We start from the raw sequence: 20833 nt of genomic DNA on the forward strand, positions 1-20833 counted from the left end.
GGGCTCGTCTTATGCTTGTCGGACTTGCACAGGATGTGCTGACGTCAACGTTCGCCACAGGACGTGGCGGTATTTAGTTGACGATCATCTGAATAGGCGCTTCCGCTTTTCGTTTTTATTCTAACGCGGCTGCTCCGCCGACGATTTCGGTAATTTCCTGCGTGATGGCTGCCTGACGTGCACGGTTGTAGCTTAGGCTTAACGAGTTGATAAGCTCTTTAGCGTTATCCGTTGCATTCTGCATCGCTGTCATCCTTGCAGCATGTTCACTTGCCTTACTGTCTAAAAGCGCTCCGTAGATTAAGCTTTCAGCGTATTGAGGCAGCAATACTTTTAAAATTTCTTCAGCGGAAGGTTCAAACTCATAAGATGTAAGCTTTTTCGAGCTGGAGATATCCGTAAGCGGAAGAAGCTTCTTCTCTGTTACATCCTGTTGAATCGCGCTGACATAATGGCTGTAGTACATATATAATTCATCAAATGTCTCATCAGCGAACATGCCAACTGTTTTGCTGGCAATATCCTTGATTTCAGCAAATGCAGGCTGGTCCGCAACAGCAACAATATCCAGAATGACGTTCATATTGCGCTTTCTGAAAAAGTCACGGCCCACACGTCCAACTGCAATGATTGCATACTCATCCGGTGATTTATGGCGCTTTTGAATTGTCTGGTAGACATTTCGCAAAACGTTACTGTTATAAGCTCCCGCAAGTCCGCGGTCAGAAGTGATTACGAGGTAACCAGTTTTCTTGACTGGGCGGCTGGTCAGCATTGGATGTGAGACATCTTTGCTTCCCAAAGCGATGCTTGCCGTAACTTCCTGGATTTTCTCCATATAAGGCACGAATGACCTTGCATTCATTTCCGCCTTATTCATTTTCGCAGCCGATACCATCTGCATTGCTTTTGTAATTTGACTCGTTTTCTTCGTAGAAGTTATACGATTTTTTATATCGCGTAATGATGCCACAGGTTCTCACCACCCTTATACAAGTTTGTCAGAACCGAATGCGAGCGGAAGGGGGAGATTCACTCCCCGCCCCTACTGCTCTATTATTCGGATACTGCGAAAGTTTTCTTAAAGTCGTTAATCGCAGATGCCATATCGTCATCAGAAGGAAGTTCTTTTGTAGTCACGATATGGTCTAACAAATCTTTGCGGTTATGGTCTAACCATGAAAGGAATTCAGATTCGAAACGACGAATATCCTGTACAGGAATGTCATCTAAGAAGCCGCGAGTTAGAGCGTAAAGGATTGCAACCTGCTTCTCAACTTTTAACGGCTTGTTAAGATCCTGCTTTAGAACCTCTACTGTACGGGCACCACGGTTAAGTTTAGCCTGTGTTGCTTTATCAAGGTCAGAACCGAACTGGGCAAATGATTCAAGTTCACGGTATGAAGCAAGGTCAAGACGCAGTGTACCTGCAACCTTTTTCATTGCTTTGATCTGTGCAGATCCACCTACACGTGATACAGAAAGACCTGCGTTGATCGCCGGACGTACACCGGAGAAGAATAGGTCAGACTGAAGGAAAATTTGTCCGTCAGTGATTGAGATAACGTTTGTCGGAATGTAAGCAGAAACATCGCCTGCTTGTGTTTCGATAAATGGAAGCGCAGTGATTGAACCTGCACCTTTCGCATCGCTTAGCTTCGCAGCGCGCTCTAATAAACGGCTGTGCAAGTAGAATACGTCCCCTGGATATGCTTCACGGCCTGGAGGACGGCGCAATAGCAATGAAAGCTCACGGTAAGCAGAAGCTTGCTTTGTTAAGTCATCATACACAACAAGAACGTGCTTGCCGTTGTACATGAACTCTTCACCCATTGTTACACCAGCGTAAGGAGCCAGGTATAGCATTGGAGCAGGCTGTGATGCAGATGCTGTTACAACGATTGTGTAATCAAGCGCACCTTGCTTACGAAGTGTTTCTACTGCATTACGAACTGTAGATTCTTTTTGTCCGATTGCCACATAGATACATACCATATCCTGGTCTTTTTGGTTCAGGATTGTATCGATTGCAACGGATGTTTTACCTGTCTGACGGTCACCAATGATTAACTCACGCTGTCCGCGGCCGATTGGAACAAGTGCGTCAATCGCCTTGATTCCTGTTTGAAGCGGCTCGTGTACGGATTTACGATCCATAACACCTGGTGCCGGGCTTTCAATCGGACGTGATTTTGTTGTGTTAATTGGTCCCATGCCATCTACTGGCTGTCCAAGAGGGTTTACTACGCGGCCGATTAGTTCTTCACCAACCGGTACCTCCATGATGCGGCCTGTACGGCGTACTTCATCGCCTTCACGGATTTCTGTAAATGGTCCTAAAATGATAATACCGACGTTATTTTCTTCAAGGTTTTGTGCCATACCCATAACGCCGTTTGAAAATTCAACAAGTTCTCCAGCCATGACATTGTCGAGGCCATGAGCACGAGCGATACCGTCACCAACAGAGATAACCGTACCTACATCACTCACTTGAATTTCCGACTGATAGTTTTCGATTTGCTTTTTTATCAGCGCACTGATTTCTTCAGCATTGATGCTCATGAGTTTCACCCCTATCTACGAATCTTAGCCTAACAATTGACGTTCAAGACGCTCTAGCTTCCCGCGCAAGCTGCCGTCGAAAATCCGGTTTCCGATTCGAAGCTTGATGCCGCCGAGCAAGTTAGTATCAACTATATTGTCAATACGAAGTGATTTTTTCCCAACCTTAGCTGCAAATGACACAGATAATGCTTCCTTCTCTGCTTCAGATAGCGGACGGACAGTGTATACTTTTGCATCCGCGATTCCTTTTTTGTCATTCGCAAGGCTTATAAAATGATCTGCCACATCAGAGATATGATCTTCACGGTGGCGTTCAATTAATATCATTAACGTGTTTAGTACAAACGTGTTCACAGATGCAAATGCTTCTTTTAAAATCTCTTTTTTCTTCTCAATTGAAAGCTTTGGAGATTTCAAAACAGACTTTAAATCTGAGTTATGGTTTACTACTTCTTTCACTGCACGAAGCTCTTCTTCCATTTGGTCAAGAAGCTGGTGTTCATTCGCAAGCTGGAAAAGAGCCAACGCGTAGCGCTTTGCTACTGTGGAGCCCGTCATCGCTTTTCTCCTGCCTCTTGAATGTATTCATTGATCAGCTTTTCCTGATCAGCTGCACTTAGTTCCTTCTCAATAACCTTGGAAGCAATTAGGACAGACAATGAAGCGACCTGCTCGCGGATAGCGGCAACCGCCTGTTCTTTCTGCTGCTCGATTTCAAGCTTTGCAGATTCCTTAATGCGCTCAGACTCAGTGCGGGCAGCCGCAACGATCTCCTCACGCTGCACATCGCCTTGTTTCTTCGCATTTTCAATAAGGCCCTGTGCTTCTGTACGCGCTTCTTTTAAAAGATTTCTTTGCTCTTCTAAAAGTTTCTTTGCTTCTGTACGGCTTTCTTCAGCCGCTTGAATTTCACCGGCAATGTGTTCTTCACGCTGCTGCATAATGCCCATTAACGGACCCCACGCGAATTTTTTCAGCAATGCCAACAAGATAATGAACATGACCAGCTGGAACAAAATGTCCCCGCCGTTAAAACCGCCGCCTGCAGCGCCTAATACTAGACTGTTTGTTAACACCCTCGATTCACTCCCTTCAAGAGTTGTTCCACTTATGAAACGGAGTCATATGCATGATTCCGAATTAGTTTACGGTAAAAAAACATAAAGGAATGGCGAAGGTTCATGGAATGATCTTCGCCATTTTTGAACGATTGGTACAGTATTAATTAACCGCCGATAACCATGAACGCGATAACAACGCCAATGATCGGAACGGCCTCAACTAGTGCTACCCCGATGAACATTGTAGTTTGAAGCATACCGCGAGCTTCTGGCTGGCGAGCCATACCTTCAACTGTTTTTGATACGATAAGACCGTTACCGATACCGGCACCTAGTGCTGCTAAACCGATTGCAATTGCTGCTGCTAAAAGACCCATTATTGAGTTCCTCCTTAAATTGTATGAAAATTTATTTGTTTAAAATGTTTTGTCCATAAAATGAACAGGTATATATTAATGGTCCTGGCTCACTTTGTGTGCCATATAAACCATTGTTAACATACAGAAAATGAATGCCTGGATAGATCCGACAAAGATTGAGAATCCCTGCCATACGAGTGTTGGTATAACTGCGGCAAGCATTCCGCCTATACCGGCATGTGCGAGTCCTCCGACTAGCAACGTCAGCAGGATTTCACCTGCGTAGATGTTACCGTAGAGACGAAGTCCCAATGTCAGAGTGTTTGCAAACTCTTCAATGATTTTCAATGGGAACAAGAAAGGCATTGGCCTGATAAAATCCCGGCCGTATTCTCCTACTCCTTTAAGCTTTACGCCATAGTAATGCGAAAGCCCGACTACCATTGCCGCTAATGTTAAGGTGATAACAGGATCGGCTGTTGGCGATTTCCACCATAAAGTGTGATCATAAGTGATCGCAAACGGAAGTCCGAGCATGTTTGAAACAAAAATATACATGATCAGGGTTAATCCAAGGATATGGAATCTTCCGCCTGTCTTCCAGTCCATCGTACTGTTAATGATATTCTTAACAAAATCCATAACCCATTCGAAGAAGTTTTGCATCCCCGTTGGTTTCATGGCCAATCGACGGGTTGAAAGCAAAGCAATAATGAAGACAATAGCACTTGCCACTGTAATCATCAGTACGTTTGATAAGTTAAAATTCAATCCTAAAAAGTCCACTATAGGAGCTTCATGATGCAATAGTGTTCACCTCTCTTCCCGCTATTTACGTAAATGAAAAGATTGAAGAAAATAATCTATCATAATGACAATATAGGATGTCATTAATCCAAATACCACACTGATCAGATGCATCTTTTCAGGATATTCCAGAGCGATCATGACAGCAAATACTGCTGTAGCCATCCTGGATACCGTTCCAAGTGAACGCACCTTCTCGCCTCTCTCGACCGCCTCTCCAAATTGCAGCGCCTTCCGTGAAATAAGCCACAAATTGAACAGACTTAAGCTTGTACCAAAGATCAAGCCAAGAAAAATAGATTGATAAGGTGTAAAACCCCAGCCGAGAACATATACAGACAACAAAAGGAATATGTAATTTCGCTGTCTCTGAAAAGTTGCTTTGATTTCCGGCATGATGTTCATTCTCCTGTGAAAAAATGTTGGATTAGGCGAAGCATGGCGTAAATCCCGGCGCCCAGCCCAATGAACAAGCCGATTAAAAGGAATAAAGGCTCAGTTCCTGCCTTGGTGTCGAGCCATCTTCCAGCAAAAATGCCAATGAGCGTGGAACCTACTAACTGGGAAAGAATGGCGGACATTAAGGCCATCGCCTTAAATGGGTTGCGGTCTTTTTGACGCATAAAAACGCATCCTCCCTTAAAGAGAATGGTAAGAGGGTTTGAGGCCGTAAATAAACATATAAACATCATGCAGAAGTGGGAAATATGTCTGCAAAAACATTTTGAAAACCCTATCATCTTTTACCCTTTGTAAGCATACAATAGGGCTTTGTCAATGTCAATGCGTTTGGAGTGAAAAAGTTCACAAACAAAAAGGTAAAAATATGGTATGTTCACATATTTATCACATTTAATTTTCGGATTTCTATTGAAAAAGGAGCGAGACTCTGCATCGCCCCTGAAAACGCTTTATTTCTACTTACTTGTACTCTCTTCTGATTCTGCTGAAGGCTCCGGGTCCCCCAGCTGGCCATCCGGTCTCACAAATAGATAAGTTTCGATCCAGTCTTCCCTTCCGGCCTTTTTGGCAAACACTTTTGCCAGGTACAGCCCAGGACCGGGCAGCTTTTCAGCAGGGATTTCCTGCAGCAGCTGCCCCTTGCCGGTATTTCTTTTCCAATCCAGAAATCCCATGAACCGGAGACTTTCCGAATCAAACATCGCAATTCCGAATTCTTCCGCCCCGCCAGGCAGATACACCTCATAGCGATACGTGCCGGGCTTATCTCCTTTGCCGATTCCGAATCCCATCACCCTTGGGTAATCAGGCTCTTCAAGCACATAGAGGTATGGAATATGAATACTCTCTGCACCTGCTTTCAATAGAAGGTACCCGTCATGGATCTTTTTCTGTAAAAGGGTCGGATCAGCTGACATTTTTATTTCGACCTTTTTCTTTTCACCCGGGTTCAATTGAAAAGTCATAGGCATTTCCCAATTGATGCCCTGCTCCTTATAGGGTACGGAAAAGGAATAAGACTGCGTTTTTTCACTTATATTTTCAACCGTTATGAAACTGCTGTGGTCATGCAGCCTGTCTGCGATCTGAAATTTCCCGAATTGCATGGATGCCGGGAAGACAAGCGTTTCTGCTGTCAGCGCCTGATCAAGCTGTATCCTGCCGGCCCCCTGCTCATAAGTTCTATATGTTTGTCCATCCGCGTTCTTAATAAGTTTAGCAGTATTCATAAGTGCCGCCTTGATTTGTTCCGGCCCCCAGTCGGGGTGAGCCTGTTTGAGGATCGCACAAGCACCTGCTACATGCGGTGCGGCCATGCTTGTTCCCTGAAGCGGCAGGTAGCCGCCGGGAATGGTGCTATTTATGGCGACTCCCGGTGCCACGACATCCGGTTTAATTTCCCAAGTGGATGTAACAGGTCCGCGTGAGCTAAAGTCAGCCAGTATGTCCCTTTCTTCTATTATATATGTCCGGGCAAGGAGCCTTCCTTCCTTCATGAGCTTCTTGAGCTCCTCTCCTTCTTCCTTTGAAAGCGCCGCTGCCGGAATGGGAACCTCGCTGTCCAAATTTCCGAAGAACCTGCCTTTTGTATTGTTATAGATAATGATACCCTCTGCTCCTGCTTCCATGGCTTGGACAGCTTTATCTGTAAACGTCAATTCCCCTCTTTCTATTAGTACTATTTTTCCTTCCGCATTCTTCAATTGATCCGGATGTCCCAGTCCTCCATCAATCATTTCATAGGAGCGGTCAAATTCCCATTCCTTTGAACCCTGCAGCAGATCAAGGCGGATTTCACGTCCGTTTATGCTTAAAAATGGCACCTTTATTGTTGGTGTAGAGGCTCCGACAGAAATAGCCTTCGACGCTGTTCCCGGAGAACCGACCGTCCAAATATTCGGTCCCGAATTGCCTGATGAAGTGACAGCCGTTATTCCCTTTTCAACTGCTTTATTCAGGGCCATGCTTATCGGAAGGTCAGGCCCGTTTACGTTATTTCCCAATGAAAGGTTTAACACATCCACTTTATCCTTTATGGCCTGTTCGATGGCCGCAATCACCTGTTCTGTTGTTCCGCTTCCGCCTGGTCCAAGAGCCCTGTAGGCGATGATGGTTGCTTCAGGTGCGACCCCTTGGATCCTGCCATTTGCCGCAATGATGCCCGCGACATGAGTGCCGTGCAGTGTGCCTTGTCCCCCGGAAGCCTTTGTTTCCATCGGATCTCTATCATTATCCACCAAATCGCGACCGCCGCCATAGCTTCGCCGCAGGTCAGGATGATTATAATCAATGCCGGTGTCGATCACGCCTACTTTCACACCCTTGCCTGTAAGGCGCTGATTATTTTCATCATAATAGCCTCTGGCATTCAGGCCGCCAATCAGCTTAATATTGTCATTGGAATGAACATGATAGGTATTAACCGGTGAAACAGCAGAGACTGACTCTATTCTTTTCAGGCTTAGCAGTGCTGATGGCTTTCCTTTTACTGAAAAGCCGTTTAATGCCTGATTGAATGTATGCCTGATTTGCAGATCAGGATTTTGTTCTATCATTTGTTTTATTTCCTGTTCATTTTTTGGATCCTTCAGTACTACAATGGCCACTTTTTCTATATCAGGTGACTCTTCCGGTATAGGCGGGTGTGAAAGTGTCCGTGCTGAAACGGGAGTTTGACTCCAAAACAAGGATAAGACTGTTATGGACAGTAAGAATATTTTCATTAGAAAACCCACCCTCTTTTTGTTTTAGGGTGGGCTGAATAGATGCCTTGTATGCGTAAATCTATATAATATTACGGCTAGTTCAAGGATTCATAAACAATATTGGCTACTTCTTTGGAAAGAGCGCCTGTGCTCCGGTATGATCCGCTTGGTAAAGGGCCATTGTTTTGTTTATTTGTCAGCAGGATAATCTGAAGGTTTTCCTCTGGATCGATAATAACCTGTGTTCCAGTAAAACCAGTATGGCCAAAAGCTTTGTCAGAATAGTGATCTCCCATATACCAGCTTTTATCCAGCTCCCAGCCATATCCCTGGCCAAAGCGCTGAGGAGAGGTAAAGGTATCAATCACTTCTTGATCATACATTTTTGTTTTCCCATATGTTCCGCCATTTAACATGGTCTGGCCCAATACAGCAAGGTCCCTTGCTGTCGAAAATAAACCGGCATGGCCTGCAACCCCTTTATTTCCATAAAAGCTATTCCCGTCATTAACTTCTCCGACTAAGGTGTAATTTCTCCAGTATTTGAACATGTCCGGGCTTTCTTCAACATAGTACCCGAAATTAGGGTCATCAATCATTTTATACTCATAAGGATTTCCCCATGAGGTAGCTGCAATCTTTTTCTTGAAATGGTCCGGTGGAGTAAACATCGTATCATGCATTTTTAAGGGCTTATAAATATTTTCTTCTAAGTACTTATCCAATTTCTGTCCACTGATCTCTTCAATCAAAAAACCCAGCATCATAAAGCTAAAATCGCTATATCTTCTGTCTGTGCCAGTCGGGTATTCAAGGGGCAACTTGTTTATATAATTCAGTACCTCTTCCGAATTATCAGCGTAAAGGTATGTCGGCTTCCAGGGAGTTAAACCAGAGGTGTGTGTCAGCAGGTCAGCTACTGTAATATCCTGTTTCCCATGCTGGGCAAACTCAGGAATAAAATCAGATACCCTGTCATTTACTGAGAGTTTCCCATCATTGACAAGTTTCATAATGCCCTGGGTTGCTCCCATTACCTTCGTAACGGAAGCAAGGTCGAACATTGTTTTCTTTTTCATTTTTCTGGGGTTCTCGAGTAATTCCCCCATATCATACTTTTGTGCATATCCGTACGCTTCCTCTTTGACAATCTTTCCATCCTTGGCTACAAGAACTACTGCACCAGGTGTAACACCATCCGCAATAGCCTCCGTAACGGCTTTATCAATACCCTTCAATTTCTCCGGATCAAAGCCCGCCTTTTGCGGATGGGCTTGACTTAATTTTTGTCCGGACCGTTCCTTGGCATTCACGAAATTTCCAGAAAAAGCTGCAGAACTTAAAACTAATGTGAATACGATTAACAATAACCTTAACCTTTTCAAATCTTCATCTCCTTTTAAAAAACTGACCAATATACAATATTCTGTATAATTAATTCTATCTATCTTCCAATTGATTATCAATATAGTTTTTAGTATTTTCAGAAAATAGTACTTTAAGATTATAAAAAAAGCCATCAAATGAATGATGGCTTTCTCCCTTTATGTATTAAAACAGCTGATTCGGTTCCAGTTTTCCTTTTTGAATTAAATGGTCCCGCTTTTTATCTCTCCACATATCCGCTATAGTCGCGGCTATCAGTAATACTGTAAGCAGAATTCCTTTTCCTTCTGCCAGCTTAAATACCAGGGCGATAAAACCTTCAGACATGAAGGTTCCCATTAATGAACCCACAAGCATGATGATCCAGACAATCAATGCTCCTTCTAAAACGGCTAATGCTCTCATTTATTCGACCTCCCGGGTATATAAAATCATTATGCCAATACCCCGCAGACAGCAGTCTAAACGTTAATCTTGCAATTTGGGCATTCCTTCACTTTCCAAATATCTTCTGCCAGATGCTTTTGCTTTTTTCAGCCTCTAATGCGCCGGCTACTTCTTCTACAGACTTTTGTGTCGCCATCAGTTTTTCATAGAGGGAAGTAACTTTTTCGCTCTCTTTTTCATAGCCTTGTGCATGGGCATTTCTTAAATCTTCAATTGTGAGTTTTAACTCGTGCACCTCATGTATCAGCTGTTTGTTTTGTTCCCTGATTTTATTCTGGGTAAGACGGGATTGCTCGTTTTGCTGCACAAGGAAGCTGACAAGCTTTTTCATATCTGTCAGTTCGGAATTCACATTCATCAGCGAGGTGGAGCTGCTTTCTTCCTCATCCTCCACAGTAATGATAACCGGAATTCCTGCATCCTCAAGCTTTGCTGTAACTTCCTCTTTTTTAAGCCCATCTGAATATAATTTCCGGATAAATTTAAGCTTTTCGATTTCGGAAGCCTGGATTTTATAGCGATTATGTTCCTTCCGATAATTTATGTATTCTGCATGCTCCTGCAAATAACGCTTTAAGCTATTCTCAGGTATGTCCGGAAGTGCCTCTTTAAGCTCCTTCATTGTCAAATACTGATTTGCCAACGTCCTTCAGCACCTTTCTTGGTATCTTGCCGATCACCCAGCTCCTGCCGGGCATTACCCATGACTAACCACCTAACCGCCAACAAAACCACCATGGTCATTTTCTGCGATTAACGATGTCATTACTGCCGCCATTTCTTTAACCATGAGTACGTCATTTGATCACTCTAAACTCTTTGGAAACGTGGATATATCAACATTTTGGAAACAACCATCCAACCATCAACCTGTTAACCGCTTACTATTTCTGTTCGTACCTGTTTTCTGTTTCTTCTATACTCTATCATAACTTTTCCAGCTTTACGGGGAAAGAGACTTTTAACATAAAAATAAAATAGATTTCTCTGTTCAATTTCAACCATCCAACCACCAACATATCAACCATGTTGTTTTTCAGGTAATGAGGCCCGCTTCTCCCCTCCCCTTTTTGAAAATAGAACAGAAAAATGCACCTCGACTTAAGAGAGGTGCATTTCTATTAGTTTTGCGGTTTATATTCTTCCGGCCGATCATTCGTCTGTTTAAAATGGTAGCGGATAGCATCGCAAATTCTCCTGGAAGCATTTCCGTCTCCATATGGGTTTACAGCTTTAGCCATTTTTTCATAAGCTGCCCCATCAGTCAGAAGTTCCATTGCCAGTTCGTAAATTGGCTGTTCCTCAATGCCGGCAAGCTTAAGGGTACCTGCTTCAATTCCTTCAGGCCTTTCCGTTGTATCACGCTATACCTGATCAAGCATTTCGCGATGCTGTGCCGTCACAGTCAAAATCGATTCAAAATGCTCAGGATGTTTTTGAAGTTCAAGAACAAGAGGGGCCATTTTAATGGCTTCCGGCCTTGTCCCGAAAATTGTCATTACTCTTATTGAGGAAAACATTTAAAGCACCTTCCCCTTACATAAAAGATAAATACCTCTTATCTTTCTATGATTAAAAAAGGGATAAGGTGCTTCAAAAAGGAATTATTTTGTTCCGAATAAACGGTCGCCTGCATCGCCCAATCCAGGGACGATATAGCCTTTTTCGTTCAATTTTTCGTCTAATGCTGCGATATAGATGTCAACGTCAGGGTGAGCTTCCTTCACAGCTTCTACGCCTTCAGGAGCTGCAATCAGGCACATGAATTTAATGTTTTTGCCTCCGCGCTTTTTAAGAGAATGGATGGCTTCAACCGCAGAGCCGCCCGTTGCAAGCATAGGGTCAACTACGATGAAATCTCTTTCTTCCACATCACTTGGAAGCTTCACATAGTATTCAACCGGCTGCAGGGTTTCCGGGTCACGGTACAAACCGATATGGCCCACTTTTGCAGCTGGAATCAGCTTCAGGATGCCGTCAACCATTCCAATTCCTGCACGCAGAATTGGAATGATCCCTATCTTTTTACCTGCAAGCACATTGGACTTCATCGTGCTGACTGGTGTATCAATTGTGATTTCTTCTAAAGGCATATCGCGGGTAATTTCGAATGCCATCAGTGTTGCTACTTCATCGACAAGCTCGCGGAATTCCTTTGTTCCCGTGCTTTTTTCACGAATGTATGTAAGTTTATGCTGAATTAATGGATGATCAAAAACGTAAACCTTTGCCATGAGTATCTCTCCTTTTCATTATGCAGATTAGTCGAACCACACTTCGTCTAATTTTACAGAAAAACAATTCCATCGGCAACTATGATTCGTATTTGTAAAATAAAAGTCATTATATAAGAAAAGCGGAAGCGCCTTGGTCACCCCCGACAAGCACAAGACGAGCCTCCGGAAAGGCGTTCTTTGCCTTTTGGGGGATTGCCCGAAATGTGGAGGCGACTGCCCAGGGACGACAGGCATAAGACGGTTCCTTTAAGAAGGCGTTTTTCCTTCTGGAAGGAAACGGCTTATGACCCCGAGTCCCTAGGAGCCGCAACTAGACAAGCTTGTGACCTCGAGGGGGTAGGCGCTGGAGCTAGACAGTTCTTGAAGTTGAAAAATTTTCTTGTATAACCACACAAAAACCGGCCTCAAGCTGAGACCGGCTGATTGATTAATGTTCTGGATATAAAGTGAAGCTGCCTGTTAGGGCTTCTACGCGCTGAGCTGCTTCTTGAAGCTTCCCTTCATCTTCGTGATTTTTAAGTGTGAAGGCAATGATGGATGCAATTTCCTTCATTTCTTTTTCGCCAAATCCGCGGGATGTAACAGCCGCTGTACCGATGCGGATGCCGCTTGTGACAAATGGGCTTTCCGGATCGAAAGGAATCGTGTTTTTGTTGACTGTAATGCCGACCTCATCAAGGACTTTCTCTGCTACTTTCCCTGTTAGGCCAAGGGAGCGGAGATCAACCAGTAGCAAATGGTTGTCTGTACCCTGTGATACAAGATCAATTCCTTCAGCCTGCAATGCTTCAGCCAGCTTTTTGGCATTCGAAATGATATTGCCTGCATAGGTTTTGAAATCATCCTGAAGTGCTTCGCCGAAGGCAACCGCTTTTGCCGCAATGACGTGCATTAAAGGACCGCCCTGGATTCCAGGGAAAATGGATTTATCAATTTTCTTCGCATATTCTTCTTTGCAGAGAATCATGCCGCCGCGCGGTCCGCGCAATGTCTTATGAGTAGTAGTTGTAACAAAGTCTGCGAACGGAACCGGATTCTGATGAAGCCCAGCAGCTACAAGGCCTGCAATGTGAGCCATATCTACCATCAGCATGGCACCGACTTCATCGGCAATTTCACGGAAACGCTTGAAGTCAATTTCACGCGGATAGGCACTTGCACCCGCTACAATTAATTTCGGCTTAGACGTGCGGGCTTTTTCAAGGACATCTTCGTAATCAATGCGGTGTGTTTCTTTATCCACGCCATATTCGACGAAATTGTACTGCACGCCGCTGAAGTTAACAGGGCTGCCGTGCGTTAAATGTCCGCCATGTGAGAGATTCATACCGAGAACAGTATCTCCCTGCTCTAAAACAGTGAAGTATACGGCCATGTTTGCCTGTGCACCTGAATGCGGCTGTACATTCACATGCTCTGCACCGAAAATTTCTTTCGCACGGTCACGGGCTAAATCTTCGACTACATCCACATGCTCACATCCGCCATAATAGCGGCGGCCTGGATAGCCTTCTGCATACTTGTTTGTTAAAACAGAACCCTGTGCTTCCATTACCGCTTCACTGACAAAGTTTTCAGAAGCGATTAATTCAATCTTTGTTCTCTGGCGTCCTAATTCTTCTTGTATCGACTTGAAAACCTGCTCATCCTGCTGTGCTAAATGCTTCATAAGAATCCTCCCTTTTCTCCAACACACTTTTAATAAAGGAAAGCCTTCTAGAGCTCTCCATTTTTATGTATCGATCTTTTTGTGAAAATTCTTTTCTATTTTAGCATGTTTTACGGAAAAGCGACAGGTACCTATACCAGTTTTGCAGATTGGTATGGGTACCTGTCACCATCCTTTTAATCCCAGTTCCAATAATCCTTCTCCCCAAGGTATGGAGCACGGATTTGTTTTTCTTTTTTAAGCTTTAATAGTTCTTTTACCGGGCCGGTAACCACTGCTCCATAGACAATGAATCCATTTTTCTTCAGGTATTGATGACGTTCTTTCAGTTGGTCAAGACCGAGGAAGTTCTCATAATAGCTTTGAGATTCATTTTTTAAGAGACCCTCCATCTGTTTCAGCATCACCTTTTTATTTTCATCCATAAATTCCTCATTAAGGGCTAATTTCGATTCAGACATATAATCATCGCCTGCTTTCCTTCCTCCGGCCAAACCATAAATGGAAGTTAATTCAATTGAGTTTCCTCCGTTGCCGTAACCCGTCTTAAATTCTTTCAGTTCTCCTGTATAGAGCGGCATCCAAAGGACTTCCAGGTCATATGGCTTTAAAAGCTCCAGCAGTTCTTCCGGCTTCATGAATGACTGGGTGGAAAATGCCAGTTCCGCCACTGTCCCCTCGTGTATTTTTTCAAGAGAAGTCCAGACCGCAGGTTCCCCTTCAGCTGCCAGCCTTTTTCCGCTATTCGGATTTTCAGGCAGGGAAAAACGGTAAATGCTTTCATTTTGCGGCTGAAATTCCTGAATACTCAAGGTGGAATATGAATTTAATAGCCTTTTCTCAACCTTCACCTCTCCAATTGTCTGATACTCCCGGCCAATTTTCCGTGCGATCGGATAGGATATTTTCTGTGTCAGAAATGGCGTTACTTCTTTATTCATCATGCCTCCGAAATCCTCATGCATGTTTGGGTGCTTCCAATCCAGTGCCACCTTACTGTAAAAAGCATGCTTTCTTTCACTATTGGCAGCGTCTGACAGTATATTTACGGCCATCATATATGCCCAGAAGAGAAACAAGCAGGCAGCGAGCACTTTAACCACTCTGAATGTTAAGGTAAACCGGTATTTAGCCATGATTTTCTTTTCGCGGTCTTTGTTCCAGTCAGTCATGTTCTTCCCTCCATTGTTCATCGGCAAGCTGAGCAAGCTTTTTCCGGGCCCGATCAGTGTCACCTTTACTTGATTTTCTGATAGATCCAATGTTTCCCGGATCTCACTATAGCTAAAAGACTCAAATTCTCTTAAATATAAAATAGAACGATATTGTTCCGGCAGACAGCTCATTAGGTCTGCGACTTTTTCATTCGATTCTTTCTTTAGTGCTGAATCCTCAGGCATTCCGTAAGGGCTGGTCATTTCTCCCTTTGAAAATAAATAGCCGGCAAAAGGAATCTTATTTCTCCTTTGCCGTTTCCGCCATTCATCCAAATAAGCATTCCTTGCTACCTTAAAAAGCCATGCCCTTACATCTTCCTGTTTGTAGAATGAGAGAGAAACCGTTGCCTTAATAAATGTTTCCTGCGTTAGATCTTCAGCTGTTTCTTTAGAGCCTGACATCTTATATAAATAGTAATACAGCGGTCTGGCATAATGACGATATAAATCATCCAGCCGATCCCGCCTGCTCTCCTTCAACGGCTTCTCCCCCCTTTCTCACTAAAAGCTGCACTATATACACGTTCTTCCTTCTTGAATGTTACACGTTATATAAAAAAAGTGACAGGCACCTATACCAGTTTGCTTAAGTGGTATAGGTGCCTGTCACCCAAATGGCATGATGGGTTCGGACTCAGGATCAGCGATTTCTGCTTTCTCTGTCCGAAGTTGACCTGACTTCAGACTCTAAATCCTCGATTTCTACTTTTTGTGTCCGAAGGTGACCTGACTTCGGACTCTGAATCCTCAATTTCTACTTTCTGTGTCCGAAGGTGACCTGACTTCGGACTCTGAATCCTCGATTTCTACTTTCTGTGTCCGAAGGTGACCTGACTTCGGACTCTGAATCCTCAATTTCTACTTTCTGTGTCCGAAGGTGACCTGACTTCGGACTCTGAATCCTCAATTTCTACTTTCTGTGTCCGAAGGTGACCTGACTTCGGACTCTGAATCCTCAATTTCTACTTTCTGTGTCCGAAGGTGACCTGACTTCGGACTCTGAATCCATAATTTATGGTTTTTCAGTCCGAACAGGCGTCCAGTGGCGGAAACTAATCAAGGATCCAATCGGGAGAATAAAGCCCCAATCACCAGGTGATTGGGGCAGCAAAATATTATTAAATCATCTGCAAGATTCGTTATCAGAGTTCCGTTCATAAATCGCCCGGGCCCCGCCGATGAGTTTCGGCCTGGTTTTAGCCATGGTGACGTTGGCCTCGCCGACTGATTTTTGGGAGGTCCTGATTGGAACTGCCACATGCTTCAGATGCATTCCGATCAGTGTGTCGCCGATATCGATACCGGCATCAGCCTTGATAAACTCGGCCATGACGGGATCTTTGAAGTGTTCATAGGCGTATGTCGCCATCGCGCCGCCGGCCGCACGGTGAGGGATGACGGCCACTTCATCCAGATTTCTTGCCTCGGCTACATCCCGCTCCACGACTAATGCCCTGTTCAAATGCTCGCAGCATTGAAAAGCCAGTTCAGCCCCGGTGTCCTGGCGGAGCTTGTCCAGACGCTCAAAAATCAATTCAGCCACTTGTTCCGTTCCGGCTGTGCCTATTCTTTTCCCGGCGACTTCACTCGTGCTGCAGCCGACTACAAGAAGATGCTTCTCACTTAAAGGAACTTGTTCGCTGAATTCACGTATGATTGTATCAAGTTCTGTTTTCCATTGTTCAATCAAAAAAGCTCCCCCCTTCGAAAGATTTACTTCGTTTCGTAAGCAGTAATCTTTCCAACACGGTTTTCATGGCGGCCGCCTTCAAAATCTGTTGAAAGCCATACTTTTGCGATTTCACGGGCCAGGCCGGGGCCAATTACTCGTTCACCCATCGCAAGGATATTGCTGTCATTATGTTCACGGGTTGCTTTTGCACTGAATACATCATGCACCAGCGCACAGCGGATTCCCTTTACTTTGTTGGCAGAGATGCTCATTCCGATTCCGGTTCCACAGATCAGAATGCCCTTATCGAATTCGCCGCCTGCAACCTTTTCGGCAACTGGCAATGCATAATCCGGATAATCTACTGAAGTTTCGCACTCACAGCCGAAATCTTCATATTCAATGCCCATTTCATCCATTAAGCTTTTTATTTCTTCGCGGAGATTAAGTCCGCCATGATCTGATGCGATTGCAATTTTCATAATGAAACCCTCCAGTTTGAAGCCGCTTTATTTTGACATTATGCTCTTATTTTGACACAAAACCTTGAAAATATAAAGAAAGGGAGCCGCATTTTGGGCTCCCTTATAATTTAAATTTCGTTATGGTGCTATTTAGTTTTTCTGCCTGTTCTTTTAGCTCGATGGCGAGCTTTTCCACATTGCCGATGACAGCAGTCTGGTGTTGAGTGGCAGCTGAAACCTCCTGTGCGCCTGCTGATGTTTCTTCCGCAATGGCTGCTACTTCCTGAGATTGGGTGGATGTATGCTGGATGCCTTCCATCTGGGAATCCACCAGTCCTGAAATGGCAGACACTGAAGCAGCCATTTCATTGACCACTTTCGCCATTTCCTCAATCACTTCATTTGTTTTCGTGCCTTTTTTCACTTCATTATTAGCAGTCTCCACCTGATAAGAGATTTGCGTGACAACATTGCGGACCTCTTCCTGTATGTTCTGTATCAGCTCCGAGATGCCCTGGACCGCTTTAGCACTCTCATCTGCAAGCTTCCGCACTTCTTCAGCGACTACGGCAAATCCTTTGCCATGGTCACCCGCTCGGGCTGCTTCAATGGAAGCATTTAAAGCAAGAAGATTCGTCTGGGCTGCAATGTCACCGACCAGCTGTATAATCTGCTCTACCTTTACGGCATTTTGCTCAAGACGCTTTACTGTCTGAAGTGATTCCTCATTATCCTGGGCCAGTTTTTCTATGCCGGAAATAAGTGAATGGATCACCTTCTTTGATTCCATCAGGTCCTGAACCATTTCACCGGAAACATTTTGTGATGCTTTTGCTGTTTCTTGGACTTCCTGGGCAATGCGCAGGACATCTTCCATGGATTCAGCTGTTGACTGAATGGACACGGCAGAACTATCTGCTCCCTGGGAAATCTCGCTGATGGTTCTGGCAATCGAGTCTGCCTGCTCTGCAGCTGCTGAGGACTCGGAAGACATCGCGATGACTTTTTCATTCGTTTCTTTGAAGTTCTCGTCAATTTTTTGAACCATATCCCTTAAATTGAAAAGCATATGATTGAATGCAATGCCTAATGAACGGATCTCATCATCTGACTTGGAAAGCTCTGCATCCTGGCCTATATCGCCATTGGCGGCCATGAGGGCCGTTTTTTCAAGCTTCTGCAATGGTTTGATAATAAAGCCTGCAGCAAAAAAGGCTAGAACACCTGACCAGAAAATCCCCATTGCTAAGGTTAAAAAAGTAAAAACAGCCTCTCCGAATGGAAGCATCTCTTCAATTCTTGGAAATAAAAAGTAAAGAAATACAGCACTTGTTGTGTATGTAATGATGGCCAGCGATGTGATGAATAATACGAGCTTTTTCCTAAGGCCGAATTTATAGCCCTTTTTCTCCCCCATTATGTTGTCCCCCTGATTAATCTTCTCTCTTGACGCGATCCAAGATTTGTTCAATCGCTTCATTCAGATCTTTAAATGTACTTCTATATATCTCAACCGGCCCCCCATATGGATCAATAATATCTCCCGCAGCTCCGGCAAACTCTTTTAATGTGAAGGTTTTGCCCTCGGCACCAGGAAACATGGACAGAATCGTATTTTTGTGGCCGGCAGTCATCGTTAAAATATAGGTCGCCCAGTCTATTAAATCTTCACTCATACTGGATGATTGATGCTGAAGCGAAATTCCGTTCTCCTCCAGCACACTTTTCGTATTCGCGGACGCCTCACTGCCATCTGCCGCAAATACGCCAGCCGACTTCACTTCCACACCGGGAATCAATCTGCTTTTTAAAATGGCTTCTGCCATTGGGCTTCTGCACGTATTTCCCGTACAAACAAATAATACATTTGCCATAGAAACTCTCCCTCCCTTTATATCGGTTTAAACTCAATAAACTTTATCCAAACTTTTCTTACATTATAAGACAATTTTCCTATAACACCTATAGTCCCCATACAAAAAAAGAAAAAGGGCAGCCGGCACCCTTTTCATTTTTCACAAAATATTAACATTTAAACAATTTATAAAAATAAGAGCTTTACCCCAAAAGCGAGGAGGATGGCACCACCGAGAGCTTCGCTGTAGGAGCCGATCCAGCTTTGGACTTTTCTGCCGGTGAGGAGGCCTGCCCATGTTAGAATAGTGGCACCGGCTCCAAAGAAGACGAGTACCAGGAAGGTTTTAGCTCCGTATATTCCAAGGCTTAGGCCGACTGAAAAACTATCAAGGCTGACGCTCAATGCAAAAATCAGCAGCCCTATGCCCACTGGCGTAATTAAGCTGTCCTCTTCATCCCTGAAGCTTGACCAAATCATCTGCACGCCTAATAAAAGGAGCAGCCCCCCGCCAACATATCCGGCAATGGCTCCAAATGTATTTGAAAGGAATCTGCCTGCTATCATTCCCAATAAAGGCATCCAGACATGGAAAAGTCCAATGGTGATGCCGATTTTAGCTATTTGTCTGAGGCGGAGTTTGTACATCCCCATGCCAAGACCTACTGAAAAGGCATCCATTCCCAATGCGAATGCCATTAAAGCCAGTGTTAAAATTTCGCCAATCATTGCAGACATTTTTCCGCCCCCTTGGACTTGCTAATTCAGCATATGCACGTCCAGGCGGATTTAGAATGCTATTGCCTTTTTACAAAACAAAAAACCGCTTCATGACGAAACGGTTTCTTTGTTTATCTGCTAATGATCCTGTGTCCAGCTGCCTTCATCAGGCGGTTCATGATGGCATGCCCGACGCCTTCACCCGGAAACATCTCACAGAAAATAATATCAGCATCAGTTGTATTGAAATATCTTAACGCTTCATAGAGAGCGCTTGCCACGGTTTCAAGCTTTTCTCGCTGCCCGCAGGCATACACATAATCAGCATGATAGAATTCCCGGTTTTCCTCTGTCGTCAGAACGCCAACTGAAAGACCTTCCTGCTTCTTATCCTCAACAAAGTGCTGGATATCCTCTCTTGTTCCTTCTACTAAATAAAGAGGTGCATCCGGCGCATAATGACGGTACTTCATGCCCGGAGATTTCGGCGCCTGGCTTTCATCCGTTAATGCAGGGTCAACACTGACCTCTCCTACAACCTCTTCCAGCTGTTCTCTTGTAATGCCGCCCGGCCTTAGGATAACCGGCACTTCTCCCGTACAATCCACAACGGTTGATTCCACACCAACACCAGTCGGACCTCCATCCACTAATCCGGCAATTCTTCCATTCAGGTCTTCCCAGACATGGTCAGCCGTTGTCGGACTTGGCCTTCCGGACCGGTTCGCACTTGGTGCCGCAATGGGAAGTCCTGTTTTCTTCAGCAGCGCAAGGGCCACCGGATGATCCGGCATTCTTACAGCCACTGTGGATAAACCCGCTGTTGCATACTGGGAAAGAACGCCCTCCTTATGAGTAAAAATGAGCGTAAGCGGTCCCGGCCAAAATTGTTCCATCAGCGTCTGCGCCTTTTGCGGAATTTCCGTTATAAAAGCGTTCAGCTGAGCTTTATCAGCAATGTGGATAATCAGTGGATTATCACTCGGACGTCCTTTTGCCTCGAATATTTTACTGACCGCTTCATCACTTTTCGCATTCCCGCCTAATCCATATACGGTTTCTGTTGGAAAAGCGACCACTTCATTATTTTTCAGCAGATCGGCAGCCTGTGAACACTGTGAATAACTATCTTCTTTATCCACACTGTTATCCACCGGCCATCTTTTTGTAATCATTGTTATCCACCTTCATAAAAAATGTTTTT

21 protein-coding genes and 2 pseudogenes are annotated in these 20833 nt (G+C 44.4%); all 23 read right to left on the reverse strand.

Features of this window, described 5'->3' with window-relative positions; genetic code table 11:
- Positions 1–115 precede the first annotated feature (115 nt).
- The 23 genes and pseudogenes from NAF01_RS23785 to NAF01_RS23895 all read right to left on the reverse strand — a co-directional run bounded on the left by NAF01_RS23785 (position 116) and on the right by NAF01_RS23895 (position 20804).
- Positions 116–973, reverse strand: coding sequence for a F0F1 ATP synthase subunit gamma (locus NAF01_RS23785; protein ID WP_048007944.1), 858 nt, complete (start codon positions 971–973; stop codon positions 116–118).
- A gap of 83 nt (positions 974–1056) precedes the next feature.
- Positions 1057–2565: a F0F1 ATP synthase subunit alpha gene (gene atpA, locus NAF01_RS23790; RefSeq protein ID WP_035327926.1), complete on the reverse strand. Its 1509-nt coding sequence runs from the start codon at positions 2563–2565 to the stop codon at positions 1057–1059.
- Positions 2566–2589: 24 nt separating this feature from the next.
- Positions 2590–3126 (reverse strand): F0F1 ATP synthase subunit delta, encoded by a 537-nt coding sequence (locus NAF01_RS23795; RefSeq protein ID WP_035327929.1) that lies wholly within the window; start codon positions 3124–3126, stop codon positions 2590–2592.
- Positions 3123–3644, reverse strand: coding sequence for a F0F1 ATP synthase subunit B (locus NAF01_RS23800; protein WP_048007943.1), 522 nt, complete (start codon positions 3642–3644; stop codon positions 3123–3125). The genes NAF01_RS23795 and NAF01_RS23800 overlap by 4 nt, the downstream gene beginning before the upstream one ends.
- Positions 3645–3793: 149 nt before the next feature.
- Positions 3794–4006 (reverse strand): F0F1 ATP synthase subunit C, encoded by a 213-nt coding sequence (gene atpE / locus NAF01_RS23805; protein WP_009332220.1) that lies wholly within the window; start codon positions 4004–4006, stop codon positions 3794–3796.
- A gap of 75 nt (positions 4007–4081) precedes the next feature.
- A complete protein-coding gene (gene atpB / locus NAF01_RS23810; protein WP_048007942.1) occupies positions 4082–4795 on the reverse strand; it encodes a F0F1 ATP synthase subunit A in 714 nt (237 codons plus the stop codon).
- A gap of 21 nt (positions 4796–4816) precedes the next feature.
- Positions 4817–5191: an ATP synthase subunit I gene (locus tag NAF01_RS23815; protein ID WP_197217595.1), complete on the reverse strand. Its 375-nt coding sequence runs from the start codon at positions 5189–5191 to the stop codon at positions 4817–4819.
- A gap of 5 nt (positions 5192–5196) precedes the next feature.
- Positions 5197–5418, reverse strand: coding sequence for an AtpZ/AtpI family protein (locus NAF01_RS23820; RefSeq protein ID WP_135149312.1), 222 nt, complete (start codon positions 5416–5418; stop codon positions 5197–5199).
- Positions 5419–5712: 294 nt separating this feature from the next.
- A complete protein-coding gene (locus tag NAF01_RS23825) occupies positions 5713–7980 on the reverse strand; it encodes a S8 family serine peptidase (RefSeq protein WP_250801367.1) in 2268 nt (755 codons plus the stop codon).
- Between the two features lie 77 nt (positions 7981–8057).
- Positions 8058–9347 (reverse strand): serine hydrolase, encoded by a 1290-nt coding sequence (locus tag NAF01_RS23830; protein ID WP_163144272.1) that lies wholly within the window; start codon positions 9345–9347, stop codon positions 8058–8060.
- A gap of 166 nt (positions 9348–9513) precedes the next feature.
- Positions 9514–9753 (reverse strand): hypothetical protein, encoded by a 240-nt coding sequence (locus NAF01_RS23835; protein WP_076257111.1) that lies wholly within the window; start codon positions 9751–9753, stop codon positions 9514–9516.
- A gap of 88 nt (positions 9754–9841) precedes the next feature.
- The gene (locus NAF01_RS23840) at positions 9842–10438 is read right to left on the reverse strand and encodes a hypothetical protein (RefSeq protein ID WP_222499239.1); all 597 of its coding nucleotides are present in this window, start codon (positions 10436–10438) and stop codon (positions 9842–9844) included.
- Between the two features lie 478 nt (positions 10439–10916).
- A pseudogene (locus tag NAF01_RS23845) lies at positions 10917–11147 on the reverse strand (UDP-N-acetylglucosamine 2-epimerase); the annotation flags it as partial.
- A 15-nt stretch (positions 11148–11162) separates the two neighbouring features.
- Positions 11163–11315: pseudogene (locus NAF01_RS23850) on the reverse strand (UDP-N-acetylglucosamine 2-epimerase (non-hydrolyzing)); the annotation flags it as partial.
- Positions 11316–11399: 84 nt separating this feature from the next.
- Positions 11400–12029, reverse strand: a complete 630-nt coding sequence (gene upp / locus NAF01_RS23855; RefSeq protein WP_035327952.1) for a uracil phosphoribosyltransferase — start codon at positions 12027–12029, stop codon at positions 11400–11402.
- A 430-nt stretch (positions 12030–12459) separates the two neighbouring features.
- Positions 12460–13701 carry a serine hydroxymethyltransferase gene (gene glyA / locus NAF01_RS23860; protein ID WP_197217584.1) on the reverse strand — a complete coding sequence of 414 codons (1242 nt, stop codon included), beginning with the start codon at positions 13699–13701 and terminating at the stop codon, positions 12460–12462.
- Between the two features lie 176 nt (positions 13702–13877).
- The gene (locus NAF01_RS23865) at positions 13878–15398 is read right to left on the reverse strand and encodes a sigma-70 family RNA polymerase sigma factor (protein ID WP_250801369.1); all 1521 of its coding nucleotides are present in this window, start codon (positions 15396–15398) and stop codon (positions 13878–13880) included.
- 643 nt (positions 15399–16041) lie between these two features.
- Positions 16042–16608, reverse strand: coding sequence for a TIGR01440 family protein (locus NAF01_RS23870; protein WP_197246484.1), 567 nt, complete (start codon positions 16606–16608; stop codon positions 16042–16044).
- 23 nt (positions 16609–16631) lie between these two features.
- Positions 16632–17072, reverse strand: coding sequence for a ribose 5-phosphate isomerase B (gene rpiB / locus NAF01_RS23875; protein ID WP_048010927.1), 441 nt, complete (start codon positions 17070–17072; stop codon positions 16632–16634).
- 103 nt (positions 17073–17175) lie between these two features.
- Positions 17176–18471, reverse strand: a complete 1296-nt coding sequence (locus NAF01_RS23880; protein WP_226618744.1) for a methyl-accepting chemotaxis protein — start codon at positions 18469–18471, stop codon at positions 17176–17178.
- Positions 18472–18487: 16 nt separating this feature from the next.
- On the reverse strand, positions 18488–18928 hold the full coding sequence (locus tag NAF01_RS23885) for a low molecular weight protein arginine phosphatase (RefSeq protein WP_226618745.1): 441 nt from the start codon (positions 18926–18928) through the stop codon (positions 18488–18490).
- Between the two features lie 167 nt (positions 18929–19095).
- Complete coding sequence (locus NAF01_RS23890) at positions 19096–19647, reverse strand: manganese efflux pump MntP (RefSeq protein WP_048010930.1); 552 nt, start codon at positions 19645–19647, stop codon at positions 19096–19098.
- Positions 19648–19760: 113 nt separating this feature from the next.
- Positions 19761–20804: an L-threonylcarbamoyladenylate synthase gene (locus NAF01_RS23895; protein ID WP_250801371.1), complete on the reverse strand. Its 1044-nt coding sequence runs from the start codon at positions 20802–20804 to the stop codon at positions 19761–19763.
- Positions 20805–20833 lie beyond the last annotated feature (29 nt).

Source organism: Cytobacillus firmus (genome assembly GCF_023657595.1).
GTDB lineage: Bacteria > Bacillota > Bacilli > Bacillales > Cytobacillaceae > Cytobacillus > Cytobacillus firmus_B.